This is a genomic window from Shigella sonnei (assembly GCF_002950395.1).
In the GTDB taxonomy this organism is placed as follows: domain Bacteria; phylum Pseudomonadota; class Gammaproteobacteria; order Enterobacterales; family Enterobacteriaceae; genus ECMA0423.
The window spans coordinates 1,374,746-1,387,951 of record NZ_CP026802.1; the positions used below are offsets into that span (position 1 = coordinate 1,374,746).

Genomic DNA, 13,206 nt, shown 5'->3' on the forward strand with positions numbered 1-13,206 from the left:
GAAGTTAGGGTCTGGAGTGAAATGGAATGGCAACAATAAAAGATGTAGCGAAACGAGCAAACGTTTCCACTACAACTGTGTCACACGTGATCAACAAAACACGTTTCGTCGCTGAAGAAACGCGCAACGCCGTGTGGGCAGCGATTAAAGAATTACACTACTCCCCTAGCGCGGTGGCGCGTAGCCTGAAGGTTAACCACACCAAGTCTATCGGTTTGCTGGCGACCAGCAGCGAAGCGGCCTATTTTGCCGAGATCATTGAAGCAGTTGAAAAAAATTGCTTCCAGAAAGGTTATACCCTGATTCTGGGCAATGCGTGGAACAATCTTGAGAAACAGCGGGCTTATCTGTCGATGATGGCGCAAAAACGCGTCGATGGTCTGCTGGTGATGTGTTCTGAGTACCCAGAGCCGTTGCTGGCGATGCTGGAAGAGTATCGCCATATCCCAATGGTGGTGATGGACTGGGGTGAAGCAAAAGCTGACTTCACCGATGCGGTCATTGATAACGCGTTCGAAGGCGGCTACATGGCCGGGCGTTATCTGATTGAACGCGGTCACCGCGAAATCGGCGTTATCCCCGGCCCGCTGGAACGTAACACTGGCGCAGGCCGCCTTGTCGGTTTTATGAAGGCGATGGAAGAAGCAATGATCAAGGTGCCGGAAAGCTGGATTGTGCAGGGTGACTTTGAACCTGAATCCGGTTATCGCGCCATGCAGCAAATCCTGTCGCAGCCGCATCGCCCTACTGCCGTCTTCTGTGGTGGCGATATCATGGCAATGGGCGCACTTTGTGCTGCTGATGAAATGGGGCTGCGCGTCCCGCAGGATGTTTCGCTAATTGGTTATGATAACGTGCGCAACGCCCGCTATTTTACGCCGGCGCTGACCACAATCCATCAGCCAAAAGATTCGCTGGGTGAAACAGCGTTCAACATGCTGTTGGATCGTATCGTCAACAAACGTGAAGAACCGCAGTCCATTGAAGTGCATCCGCGCTTGATTGAACGCCGCTCCGTGGCTGACGGCCCGTTCCGCGACTATCGTCGTTAATCACCCGTTGCGGGAGTCTCTTCCGGCTCCCGCAGCCACTCCTTATTCAGCGTCTCACTATCGCCGAGATACTCAAGCAACCAGGTTAACGCAGGCGACATATCATTTTGCTGCCATGTCAGACAACATGCCGAATCCGGAAAGGGGTTTTCCAGTTCAAGTGCTACCCACTTCCCCTCATTAAGCCACGGTTTGGCGAAATGTGTTGGCACCATCCCTATGCATAATCCTGCCGAGATACAGGTTGCCGATGATTCCCAGTCAGGCACGACAACTCTTTTTTGGTTATCCAGCAACCAGGTAATACGTTTAGGTAGCGTTCGCGAGGTGTCTTCGCGCACCAACGACGGCCAGTTGCGCAACGTATCATCGCTGAACGGGCCATCCATCAACGCCAGCGGGTGATGGCTGGCAACAACGCAACTCCAGCTTAGCATCCCCATATCCCGGAAGGCATAACGACCGCCTACCGGAATCGCGCGTGTTGCGCCAATCGCCAGTTCCACGCGCCCGTCGGAAAGCGCATCCCAGACACCGTTGAACACTTCCTGAAAGACAAGAAGTTCGACATCATCAAAATGGCGATAAAAATCAACGATCATCTGCCGTGTACGTTCTGGCCTGACAATATTATCCACTGCGATAGCTAACTGACCGCGCCAGCCGTTCGCTATCTGCTGACATTGCTGGCGGGTGATCTGCATTTTTTTGACAACAGAGCGCCCTTCTTTGAGAAACCACGCTCCAGCAGCGGTCAGCTCCACATCACGGTGCCGTCGTTCAAAGAGCGGCACCGCCAGCCACTCTTCCAGCTGACGCACGGTATAGCTGACCGCAGAAGGAACGCGATGCAGCTCCTGTGCCGCAGCGCTAAAACTACCATTACGCGCTACCGCATCAACAACTTCGAGTGAATATTCTGACCACATAGTCTGCCTGCAAAATTTTTGAAACCAATCATCAAATATTACCGTTTCACAACACTAATTTCACTCCCTACACTTTGCGGCGGTGTTTAATTGAGAGATTTAGAGAATATACATGCAACCTGGGAAAAGATTTTTAGTCTGGCTGGCGGGTTTGAGCGTACTCGGTTTTCTGGCAACCGATATGTATCTGCCTGCTTTCGCCGCCATACAGGCCGACCTGCAAACGCCTGCGTCTGCTGTCAGTGCCAGCCTTAGTCTGTTCCTTGCCGGTTTTGCCGCAGCCCAGCTTCTGTGGGGGCCGCTCTCCGACCGTTATGGTCGTAAACCGGTATTATTAATCGGTATGACAATTTTTGCGTTAGGTAGTCTGGGGATGCTGTGGGTAGAAAACGCCGCTACGCTGCTGGTATTGCGTTTTGTACAGGCTGTGGGTGTCTGCGCCGCGGCGGTTATCTGGCAAGCGTTAGTGACGGATTATTATCCTTCACAGAAAGTTAACCGAATTTTTGCGACCATCATACCGCTGGTGGGTCTATCTCCGGCCCTGGCTCCTCTGTTAGGAAGCTGGCTGCTGGTCCATTTTTCCTGGCAGGCGATTTTCGCCACCCTGTTTGCCATTACCGTGGTGCTGATTCTGCCTATTTTCTGGCTCAAACCCACGACGAAGGCCCGTAACAATAGTCAGGATGGTCTGACCTTTACCGACCTGCTACGTTCTAAAACCTATCGCGGCAACGTGCTGATATACGCGGCCTGTTCAGCCAGTTTTTTTGCATGGCTGACCGGTTCACCGTTCATCCTTAGTGAAATGGGCTACAGCCCGGCAGTTATTGGTTTAAGTTATGTCCCGCAAACTATCGCGTTTCTGATTGGTGGTTATGGCTGTCGCGCCGCGCTGCAGAAATGGCAAGGCAAGCAGTTATTACCGTGGTTGCTGGTGCTGTTTGCTGTCAGCGTCATTGCGACCTGGGCTGCGGGCTTCATTAGCCATGTGTCGCTGGTCGAAATCCTGATCCCATTCTGTGTGATGGCGATTGCCAATGGCGCGATCTACCCTATTGTTGTCGCCCAGGCGCTGCGTCCCTTCCCACACGCAACTGGTCGCGCCGCAGCGTTGCAGAACACTCTACAACTGGGTCTGTGCTTCCTCGCAAGTCTGGTAGTTTCCTGGCTTATTAGTATCAGCACGCCATTGCTCACCACCACCAGCGTGATGTTATCAACAGTAGTGCTGGTCGCGCTGGGTTACATGATGCAACGTTGTGAAGAAGCTGGCTGCCAGAATCATGGCAATGCCGAAGTCGCTCATAGCGAATCACACTGATCTATATCGATATACTTATACTTAGGCTGCTAACAAAATTTTGTTGTATGATTGAAATTAGCGGCCTATACTAATTTCGAGTTGTTAAAGCTACGATAAATATTATGTTTTTACGGGGACAGGATCGTTCCCGACTCACTATGGATGGTCATTTCGGCAAGGGTTCCTCCTTTCCCTCTGTTCTACGTCGGATTATAGACTCGCGGTTTTTTCTGCGAGATTTCTCACAAAGCCCAAAAAGCGTCTACGCTGTTTTAAGGTTCTGATCACCGACCAGTGATGGAGAAACTATGAGTTCATCGTGTATAGAAGAAGTCAGTGTACCGGATGACAACTGGTACCGTATCGCCAACGAATTACTTAGCCGTGCCGGTATAGCCATTAACGGTTCTGCCCCGGCGGATATTCGTGTGAAAAACCCCGATTTTTTTAAACGCGTTCTGCAAGAAGGCTCTTTGGGGTTAGGCGAAAGTTATATGGATGGCTGGTGGGAATGTGACCGACTGGATATGTTTTTTAGCAAAGTCTTACGCGCAGGTCTCGAGAACCAACTCCCCCATCATTTCAAAGACACGCTGCGTATTGCCGGCGCTCGTCTCTTCAATCTGCAGAGTAAAAAACGTGCCTGGATAGTCGGCAAGGAGCATTACGATTTGGGTAATGACTTGTTCAGCCGCATGCTTGATCCCTTCATGCAATATTCCTGCGCTTACTGGAAAGATGCCGATAATCTGGAATCTGCCCAGCAGGCGAAGCTCAAAATGATTTGTGAAAAATTGCAGTTAAAACCTGGGATGCGCGTACTGGATATTGGCTGCGGCTGGGGCGGACTGGCACACTACATGGCATCTAATTATGACGTAAGCGTGGTGGGCGTCACCATTTCTGCCGAACAGCAAAAAATGGCTCAGGAACGCTGTGAAGGCCTGGATGTCACCATTTTGCTGCAAGATTATCGTGACCTGAACGACCAGTTTGATCGTATTGTTTCTGTGGGGATGTTCGAGCACGTCGGACCGAAAAATTACGATACCTATTTTGCGGTGGTGGATCGTAATTTGAAACCGGAAGGCATATTCCTGCTCCATACTATCGGTTCGAAAAAAACCGATCTGAATGTTGATCCCTGGATTAATAAATATATTTTTCCGAACGGTTGCCTGCCCTCTGTACGCCAGATTGCTCAGTCCAGCGAACCCCACTTTGTGATGGAAGACTGGCATAACTTCGGTGCTGATTACGATACTACGTTGATGGCGTGGTATGAACGATTCCTCGCCGCATGGCCAGAAATTGCGGATAACTACAGTGAACGCTTTAAACGGATGTTTACCTATTATCTGAATGCCTGCGCAGGTGCTTTCCGCGCCCGTGATATTCAGCTCTGGCAGGTCGTGTTCTCACGCGGTGTTGAAAACGGCCTTCGAGTCGCTCGCTAAAGGCTATTCTATCGCCCCCTCTCCGGGGGCGATTTCAGATCAGGCTTCTGTACCTGGTTGATTCATGGCATTTTCTCGTGCCGCCAGCACACGTTCTACCGTATCTACCACTGCCTGAGTTTGTGGATCAATTTCAATGTTGACGCGTGCGCCGAGTTTTTTCTTCCCAAGAGTCGTGCGTTCCAGAGTTTCCGGAATTAAATGGACGCAAAAACGCGTTGGCGTGACTTCGCCGACGGTCAGGCTAATACCGTCGATGCCAATAAATCCTTTGTACAGGATATATTTCATCAACTGACTATCCTGGACTTTAAACCAGATCTGGCGATTATTTTCCGAGGTTAATATTTTCGCCACTTCAGCGGTGGTCATAATATGACCTGACATTAAGTGTCCGCCAATTTCATCGCTGAATTTTGCCGCACGCTCAACGTTTACCCAATCCCCCACTTTTAAATCGCCAAGATTGGTAATGCGTAACGTTTCTTTCATCAGGTCAAAACTGACATGGTTGCCGTTAATTTCCGTCACGGTCAGGCAGCAACCGTTATGCGCCACGGAAGCACCTGTTTCCAGGCCGTCCAGCATGTGGTCGGGTAACTCCACCACATGCGTACGAAAATTTGGTTTCTCGTCAATCGACACCAGTTTTGCGGTGCCCTGTACAATCCCCGTAAACATACTTACAACTCCTGAAATCAGTTAAGACATTCTGTTCAGCACAATAGCAGGTGGAAAACGCCCTTACCAGTGAAGGGGTAAGAATGACTATTTTTTCACTGGAGAATTAATAAATCCTCGCTACAATAGACTGAATTTCCCCTGCTTCTTCTTTTTGCTGCCCATTCAGGCGGCTTTTTAGTCTCTCATATAACTACAAATAAAAGGTGTTCACGTGCAGAAGTATATCAGTGAAGCGCGTCTGTTATTAGCATTAGCAATCCCGGTGATTCTCGCGCAAATCGCCCAAACTGCGATGGGTTTTGTCGATACCGTGATGGCGGGCGGCTATAGTGCCACCGACATGGCGGCGGTCGCTATCGGTACTTCTATCTGGCTTCCGGCGATCCTCTTTGGTCACGGACTGCTGCTGGCATTAACGCCGGTTATCGCGCAATTAAATGGTTCCGGTCGACGTGAGCGCATTGCGCATCAGGTGCGACAAGGTTTCTGGCTGGCAGGTTTTGTTTCCGTTCTCATTATGCTGGTGCTGTGGAATGCAGGTTACATTATCCGCTCCATGGAAAACATCGATCCGGCTCTGGCGGACAAAGCCGTGGGTTATCTGCGTGCGTTGTTGTGGGGCGCGCCAGGCTATCTTTTCTTCCAGGTTGCCCGTAACCAGTGTGAAGGTCTGGCAAAAACCAAGCCGGGTATGGTAATGGGCTTTATCGGCCTGCTGGTGAACATTCCGGTGAACTATATCTTTATTTATGGTCATTTCGGTATGCCTGAGCTCGGTGGCGTTGGTTGTGGCGTGGCTACTGCGGCGGTGTATTGGGTTATGTTCCTTGCCATGGTTTCTTACATTAAACGCGCCCGCTCCATGCGCGATATCCGTAACAAAAAAGGCACCGCAAAACCCGATCCTGCGGTTATGAAACGACTGATTCAACTCGGTTTGCCGATTGCGCTGGCACTATTCTTTGAAGTGACACTGTTTGCCGTCGTGGCTCTGTTAGTGTCTCCGCTCGGTATTGTTGATGTCGCAGGACACCAGATTGCCCTGAACTTTAGTTCACTAATGTTCGTGCTTCCAATGTCGCTGGCGGCAGCGGTAACTATCCGCGTAGGTTATCGTCTGGGTCAGGGCTCAACGCTGGATGCGCAAACCGCTGCTCGGACCGGGCTTATGGTGGGTGTCTGTATGGCAACCCTGACGGCCATTTTCACGGTTTCACTGCGGGAGCAAATCGCCCTGTTGTACAACGACAATCCCGAGGTTGTAACGCTGGCTGCGCATTTGATGTTGCTGGCGGCGGTATATCAGATTTCTGACTCAATCCAGGTGATTGGCAGTGGGATTTTGCGTGGTTATAAAGATACGCGTTCCATTTTCTATATCACCTTTACAGCTTACTGGGTGCTGGGCTTGCCAAGCGGCTATATTCTGGCACTGACCGATCTGGTCGTTGAACCTATGGGGCCAGCAGGCTTCTGGATAGGCTTTATTATCGGCCTGACATCGGCAGCCATTATGATGATGCTGCGTATGCGGTTCCTGCAACGTATGCCGTCAGCCATCATTCTGCAACGAGCGTCCCGCTAATAAAGACAAGGCGCAACCTTCACGGGTTGCGCCTGTGTTTTTACGCAGGCTGGAGCGTTGCGCCAATCCCGTCTTCGTCTGGCTGTAATTTCAGAGCGTTACACAGAGTTTGCCGACTGGCATCTGTTATCTCAACGCGTATATCCCCGTTAACTTCCCCTTTCACATTGATGAAGTCAGGTGAAATTTCTTTCGCACTGGTTTGCAGGCAAATCGCTCCCTCTCCGCGCAGGCGTTTCACTTTCAGTTGCACATGCGTTGCCGCACCAGTGATCAGCCACAGTTTTCCGCCATTCAGATTGATGTTACCAACAATGAAAGTGACGCTGTCACCTTTTACCGTACTGCCGTCGAGAATCAACACACCGCCCTGCTGTACAGTAATCGTTGATTGTTGCAGCTCTGCGCCATAACCAATAATCATTGAAGCGCCGTCCAGTAATGCAACACTCCCGGTCAGTTCAACCGGTGCGCGATCTTCCTCTACGACAAAATTTTCGTCCGCGCTGGTGGGTGACAACAGGATCACTGTTCCACCTTGTATTACCGCATTTTCCAGCGTACCGGCATGCACTTCAGCCCGCCCCCCCACATTCACCGACAGGTTTTGCGTCTTACCGGAACTGTAGAGCTGAAGGCCATCCGTCCCCAGACGATAAATGGATCCATTCTCAACAATAGTGTCAGAGTCTTCACCACCGAGATTATTCATGGTGCCACCAGCAAGCAACGTATCACTGGCTTTCCCGGCCAGCATAAAAACGCCGCCCTGATTAATCTCACAATTGCTGGCTTCTCCACTTGGATACACCAACAATTCACCACCTTCATCTACCACGACCGCTGAGGTTGTCCCATTAACCAACAGGCCGCCCTCTTGATCGAGAATGATTTTTTCCGCGCGATGTCCTTCCAGTACACGCAGGTTACCGCCATTTTCCAGCAACAAACCGCAGGCATAACCCTGATCAACGCTGAATTCACCTTCGGGATGGCGGCCATTAACCGTAGCGAGCGTAGAGAGACTAATTGCGCCTCCCTCGGACTGAACAATATCTGTGGCAATGGCACCGTCGCTGACCGATAGCGTGCCATTGTTACCGTACTGTGTGCATTTGGCGATCCCACCGGTTGCCACTTTCAACCAGCCAGCCCCCGTGACCACGGTATTTTCGGCTCTTCCGCCAGCTTCAACAATCAACTCGCCTTCAGTAAGTTGCGTCGCGCCAATGACCTCGCCGGTCTTAACAATTTGCACATTCCCGTCGCTCATCAAGTTTTTCGCATCAGATCCCATGATTTATTCCTTTGCTGCATCTGTGTGCCTTTATTGCTACCTAAGTGTAAAGGCTACGGAGGATTTATCCACGACAGATTTGAGATGGTGGCAAACAATTCTGTTTAAACTCTGATACACGAATTATTGGGTTGTATCAGATGTAAATGCGATCCTGAATAAAAATCGCCCTTGCAAATCAACAAAATATAGCCAATTTGCTTAAAAGCTCTGCAAACGGTCGAAATAGCGCAGAAAATTACGTTTTGCCTCTTGCCACCTTTCCACTCTGCCGCTAATATTTGTCCCCGTTGTCACCTACAACGTTGCGTTCATAGCTCAGTTGGTTAGAGCACCACCTTGACATGGTGGGGGTCGTTGGTTCGAGTCCAATTGAACGCACCATCCTGCGTCCGTAGCTCAGTTGGTTAGAGCACCACCTTGACATGGTGGGGGTCGGTGGTTCGAGTCCACTCGGACGCACCAGATTTTCTTAATCTGGTCTTTTCCTTTTTCCCTCTGTTTATTCTCTGTATCCAATACGTTAAAAGATTTACACTGTCTTCGTATGCGTTATCAGAAGGAGAATCGCTATGGCAACTTTGTTACAACTTCATTTTGCTTTTAATGGCCCATTTGGCGACGCAATGGCTGAGCAGCTTAAACCACTTGCTGAGTCGATTAATCAGGAACCTGGTTTTCTGTGGAAGGTATGGACAGAAAGTGAAAAGAACCACGAAGCCGGTGGGATCTACCTTTTCACTGATGAAAAAAGCGCCCTTGCCTATCTGGAAAAACATACTGCCCGACTGAAAAATCTCGGCGTTGAGGAAGTTGTCGCCAAAGTTTTCGATGTCAATGAGCCACTTAGTCAAATCAATCAGGCAAAACTCGCCTGACAGAATTTAATCAAGGGCGGTTAGCGCCCTTTTCATCCCTGTCTGAAATTTCTCAAATTCTAAAAATCTCAACCAAACTTATCTGATAACACTAAATTCGAAAGAATGCGTACAGGTAAGTAACAATGAAAAAAATTGCTATTGTGGGTGCCGGGCCTACGGGGATCTACACCTTATTCTCGCTTCTACAGCAACAAACTCCACTTTCTATTTCTATCTTCGAGCAGGCTGACGAGGCCGGTGTCGGGATGCCATACAGTGATGAGGAAAACTCAAAAATGATGCTGGCAAATATTGCCAGTATTGAAATACCGCCGATTAATTGTACGTATCTCGAATGGCTACAAAAGCAAGAAGCCAGCCATCTCCAGCGTTATGGCGTTAAAAAAGAAACCTTGCACGATCGTCAGTTTTTACCGCGAATTCTGCTGGGCGAATATTTCCGCGATCAATTTTTACGATTAGTAGACCAGGCACGACAGCAAAAATTTGCAGTGGCTGTTTATGAATCATGCCAGGTTACCGATCTGCAAATTACAAATGCTGGCGTCATGCTCGCTACAAATCAGGATTTACCCAGCGAGACGTTTGATTTAGCGGTGATTGCCACGGGTCACGTCTGGCCTGATGAAGAAGAAGCAACCAGAACGTATTTTCCCAGCCCGTGGTCAGGCCTGATGGAAGCAAAGGTCGATGCGTGTAACGTGGGTATTATGGGAACATCCTTGAGCGGACTGGATGCGGCAATGGCAGTGGCTATTCAGCATGGTTCGTTCATTGAAGATGATAAACAACACGTCGTTTTTCACCGCGATAACGCAAGTGAAAAGCTAAATATCACGTTGATGTCGCGCACGGGTATTTTACCCGAAGCCGATTTCTATTGCCCTATTCCCTACGAGCCCTTACACATCGTCACCGATCAGGCATTAAATGCTGAGATTCAAAAAGGCGAATATGGCCTTTTGGATCGGGTATTTAGATTGATAGTAGAGGAAATCAAGTTTGCTGATCCAGACTGGAGCCAACGCATAGCCTTAGAGAGCCTGAATGTCGATTCCTTTGCTCAAGCCTGGTTTGCCGAGCGCAAACAACGCGACCCATTTGACTGGGCAGAAAAAAATCTCCAGGAAGTCGAACGCAATAAACGAGAAAAACATACTGTTCCCTGGCGTTATGTCATTCTGCGCCTGCATGAAGCCGTACAGGAAATTGTTCCACATCTGAATGAACACGACCATAAACGGTTCAGTAAAGGCCTTGCCCGGGTTTTCATCGATAATTATGCGGCAATCCCTTCAGAGTCTATTCGTCGGCTGCTGGCCTTACGTGAAGCGGGGATCATTCATATTCTCGCCCTCGGTGAAGACTACAAAATGGAAATTAATGAGTCGCGCACCGTCCTGAAAACGGAAGACAACAGCTACTCGTTTGACGTTTTTATTGATGCCCGCGGACAGCGTCCGCTTAAAGTGAAAGATATTCCTTTCCCTGGGCTACGCGAGCAATTACAGAAAACAGGGGATGAAATCCCTGATGTTGGCGAAGATTATACGTTACAGCAACCCGAAGATATTCGTGGACGCGTAGCGTTCGGCGCGTTGCCCTGGTTGATGCACGACCAGCCTTTCGTTCAGGGACTTACGGCATGTGCAGAAATTGGTGAGGCGATGGCTCGGGCGGTCGTAAAGCCTGCATCCCGTGCTCGTCGGCGTCTTTCGTTTGATTAAAGGTAAAGCTATCAGCACTCAACAAACTGATGCTGTTCATTAAGACGATAGCGGACTCCGGTTCGAATATTGTTTTCACCTTCAATGGCGACGGCGAAGCGAACTCTTTCGCCGTCATGATATGCCAGTGCGGCGCTTCCCCCTGGCCCGAGAATAATTGAGTCGACCACGCCCGTGCTCACTACCGTTGAATTTTCACCGCTGGCAATGATGTGTACATTGTCGCCGCTGTTGGCAATTCTGGCGTTTGCGCCAAAGCTGGCGATTTGCACCAGGTCACCATTACTGGCGACATGACACCGTTCACCCAATGTACAAACGCGTACTCGCATTCCGGTATTCGCAATCCGACTACTATCTCCAGCGCTGCTTATCCGCGAAGAATTACCGGTTACAGCAACCCGTGCGCGTTCACCGGAGCTGCCAATGTGACTGTTAAAGCCGACACTTCCAATCCGCACGCTATAACCCATACTGGCAATTTGCGCGGCATACCCAGCGGTTACGATTCGGGCGTTATCCTCACAACAGCCGATGCGAGCATGATCGTCGCTGCGGGCAAACTGACTGCAAAATGGTATCTCTCCGGGGTCTGTGGCCAGTTTTTGCATAGAGGAAACTTCCTGATGCGCGAAGTTTTCATCCGCCAGCCATTTTTTCCACGCATACTCAACCAGACTCTCCGCCCAGTCCGTATATCCTTCCTCAATCAGTGCATGATGAATATCGGCATAACTACCGCCGCGTGGGAAATGGCGCAGGAACCAGCGATACATCACCGCTCCGATACGCCATTCTCGCAGGTCTGCTCGTGTAATGATCATTCGTTAGTGCCGGTGATAGCCATCGACCATGCTTTTAAAGGTTTCGTGTGGCGTACGCCCCGTGGTGCAAAGATAAAGATGTCCGAAGATAAAAAAGAGGCTTATAAATGCCAGAGCAAAATGCGCCTGCAATAACCAGTATCTTACGCCAGGAAACACATCTCCCACGGCTTGCGGATAGAGACACAACAGCCCCGTCAATAGTAACAACGGCAGCAATCCACACATGACACCAACATAGGCGACCTGCTGTAAGGGATTAAATTTAGACTGTGTTGTTGCCGGGAAAGGATGTTCTTCCCCCTGCATAATGCCAAACAAATAAAATCGTGTTTGTTTTGCCGCTCGTTCCAGCCACCCCTGACGACGAATGCGATAGTGGTGACCATTATCCCCAACGGCATTGATCAGCACAAAGCCGAGCCAGCATGCCAGTAACAAAAATCCGCAAACTTCATGCACCGCAACCAGACTTTTAACCGCAGTTGCGCCCACCATCGCAAAGTGATTTATCAGCCCACTTGCCAGCAACAATACAAAGAGTAACGCATTCGACCAGTGCCATAATCTGACCGCTTTGCTGTAAAGATAAACCTTCTCACCATGATCGGTGGCTGATTTCTTCACGCCACGAGCACGAAGCAAGGCGTGCAGCCCCAACACCAACCACATCCCAACCAGCAATACTCCGGCAATGATCAACCACACCGGCCAAAATTCGGGAGTGAACTGTGGCACATAGTTCGCTAACTGGCTCTGAAACTGTTCAGCATGTTGCGACGGGTTCATACATTTTCCTTTTTAATCAAATGTTGACCGAACCGGCGATACAGATGCGGTTTCCCGGCACCAAGTAGCTGATATTGATAGTATTTATTTTCCTGCAACCACGCCTGAATTTCTGGGCTATCTTCGCGACCAAAGATCAATGCGTGTTCCGGACAGGCGCTGACGCAAATGGGCGGAAAGCCTTTTGCCAGTCGGGACTCAGCGCAGAAATCACATTTATCTGCCACTTTAGTGACAGGGTTAAGGTAGCGAACCTGGTACGGACAAGCGCCAATGCAATAACTGCAGCCGATGCACTGCGATTTTTCTACCCGCACGATCCCCTGCTCATCACGCCACGACGCCCCTGTCGGGCATACGTCGATGCACGGAGCATCTTCGCAGTGCTGACATGACTGGCGAAAAAAGTGATACTGCGTTTCGTTGTCGTTATCGGTGACTGGAATGTGTGCTATCGATAAACGGCTTCCCTGAGCGGGGACGTGGTTAGTTTTACGGCATGCGCGGGCGCAAATATTACAGCCATTGCACCGTGACTCGTCATGAATCATGGCATACCGAACTTCCTTTTCTTGCCTCGTGTTCGCTAACAGAGAAGACGCAGAACCAGTAAAAAAGATTACTGTTCCCATCCCCAGAACAAATTTGCGTCGAGTGAAGGACATCTGATTATCC

The 13,206-nt window shown here is 49.9% G+C and carries 12 protein-coding genes and 2 tRNA genes; 8 read left to right on the forward strand and 6 right to left on the reverse strand.

Going from position 1 to position 13,206, the window contains the following annotated elements; all coding sequences use genetic code 11:
* Positions 1-26: 26 nt before the first annotated feature.
* Positions 27-1,052 carry an HTH-type transcriptional repressor PurR gene (gene purR / locus C1P89_RS07270; RefSeq protein ID WP_000190988.1) on the forward strand — a complete coding sequence of 342 codons (1,026 nt, stop codon included), beginning with the start codon at positions 27-29 and terminating at the stop codon, positions 1,050-1,052.
* Here purR and punR read toward each other — a convergent pair.
* Positions 1,049-1,981: a DNA-binding transcriptional activator PunR gene (punR, locus tag C1P89_RS07275; RefSeq protein WP_000269501.1), complete on the reverse strand. Its 933-nt coding sequence runs from the start codon at positions 1,979-1,981 to the stop codon at positions 1,049-1,051. The two genes, purR and punR, sit on opposite strands and share 4 nt — an antisense overlap.
* Positions 1,982-2,093: 112 nt before the next feature.
* Between punR and punC the strand changes: the two genes are divergently transcribed.
* Together punC and cfa are read left to right on the forward strand one after the other, a co-directional pair.
* Positions 2,094-3,305 carry a purine nucleoside transporter PunC gene (punC, locus tag C1P89_RS07280; RefSeq protein WP_001182380.1) on the forward strand — a complete coding sequence of 404 codons (1,212 nt, stop codon included), beginning with the start codon at positions 2,094-2,096 and terminating at the stop codon, positions 3,303-3,305.
* Positions 3,306-3,595: 290 nt separating this feature from the next.
* Entirely contained in the window at positions 3,596-4,744 is a 1,149-nt protein-coding gene (cfa, locus tag C1P89_RS07285) for a cyclopropane fatty acyl phospholipid synthase (protein ID WP_000098896.1), read from the forward strand.
* A 39-nt stretch (positions 4,745-4,783) separates the two neighbouring features.
* Here the strand turns inward: cfa and ribE are convergent, their stop codons facing one another.
* Entirely contained in the window at positions 4,784-5,425 is a 642-nt protein-coding gene (ribE, locus tag C1P89_RS07290) for a riboflavin synthase (RefSeq protein WP_000493947.1), read from the reverse strand.
* A 214-nt stretch (positions 5,426-5,639) separates the two neighbouring features.
* Between ribE and mdtK the strand changes: the two genes are divergently transcribed.
* Positions 5,640-7,013 carry a multidrug efflux MATE transporter MdtK gene (gene mdtK / locus C1P89_RS07295; RefSeq protein WP_001174956.1) on the forward strand — a complete coding sequence of 458 codons (1,374 nt, stop codon included), beginning with the start codon at positions 5,640-5,642 and terminating at the stop codon, positions 7,011-7,013.
* 40 nt (positions 7,014-7,053) lie between these two features.
* Here the strand turns inward: mdtK and C1P89_RS07300 are convergent, their stop codons facing one another.
* Positions 7,054-8,310, reverse strand: a complete 1,257-nt coding sequence (locus C1P89_RS07300) for an AIDA repeat-containing protein (RefSeq protein WP_000534300.1) — start codon at positions 8,308-8,310, stop codon at positions 7,054-7,056.
* A gap of 307 nt (positions 8,311-8,617) precedes the next feature.
* On the opposite strand from C1P89_RS07300, the gene C1P89_RS07305 reads away from it, so the two are divergent.
* The 4 genes from C1P89_RS07305 (at position 8,618) to C1P89_RS07320 (ending at position 10,918) form a co-directional block, all read left to right on the forward strand.
* Positions 8,618-8,694: transfer RNA gene (locus tag C1P89_RS07305), tRNA-Val, on the forward strand.
* A gap of 4 nt (positions 8,695-8,698) precedes the next feature.
* Positions 8,699-8,775 (forward strand) — tRNA-Val (locus C1P89_RS07310).
* A 107-nt stretch (positions 8,776-8,882) separates the two neighbouring features.
* Positions 8,883-9,188: a monooxygenase gene (locus tag C1P89_RS07315; protein WP_000212657.1), complete on the forward strand. Its 306-nt coding sequence runs from the start codon at positions 8,883-8,885 to the stop codon at positions 9,186-9,188.
* Positions 9,189-9,313: 125 nt separating this feature from the next.
* Positions 9,314-10,918, forward strand: a complete 1,605-nt coding sequence (locus C1P89_RS07320) for an FAD-NAD(P)-binding protein (protein WP_000716916.1) — start codon at positions 9,314-9,316, stop codon at positions 10,916-10,918.
* An 11-nt stretch (positions 10,919-10,929) separates the two neighbouring features.
* Here C1P89_RS07320 and ydhT read toward each other — a convergent pair whose 3' ends face one another.
* The 3 genes from ydhT to C1P89_RS07335 are packed head-to-tail and all read right to left on the reverse strand — an operon-like array spanning position 10,930 to position 13,196.
* Entirely contained in the window at positions 10,930-11,742 is an 813-nt protein-coding gene (ydhT, locus tag C1P89_RS07325; protein WP_000587565.1) for a protein YdhT, read from the reverse strand.
* Between the two features lie 3 nt (positions 11,743-11,745).
* Complete coding sequence (phsC, locus tag C1P89_RS07330) at positions 11,746-12,531, reverse strand: thiosulfate reductase cytochrome B subunit (RefSeq protein WP_001069984.1); 786 nt, start codon at positions 12,529-12,531, stop codon at positions 11,746-11,748.
* The gene (locus C1P89_RS07335; RefSeq protein WP_049792786.1) at positions 12,528-13,196 is read right to left on the reverse strand and encodes a 4Fe-4S dicluster domain-containing protein; all 669 of its coding nucleotides are present in this window, start codon (positions 13,194-13,196) and stop codon (positions 12,528-12,530) included. Before C1P89_RS07335 ends, phsC begins: the two co-directional genes overlap by 4 nt.
* Between the last annotated feature and the right edge of the window lie 10 nt (positions 13,197-13,206).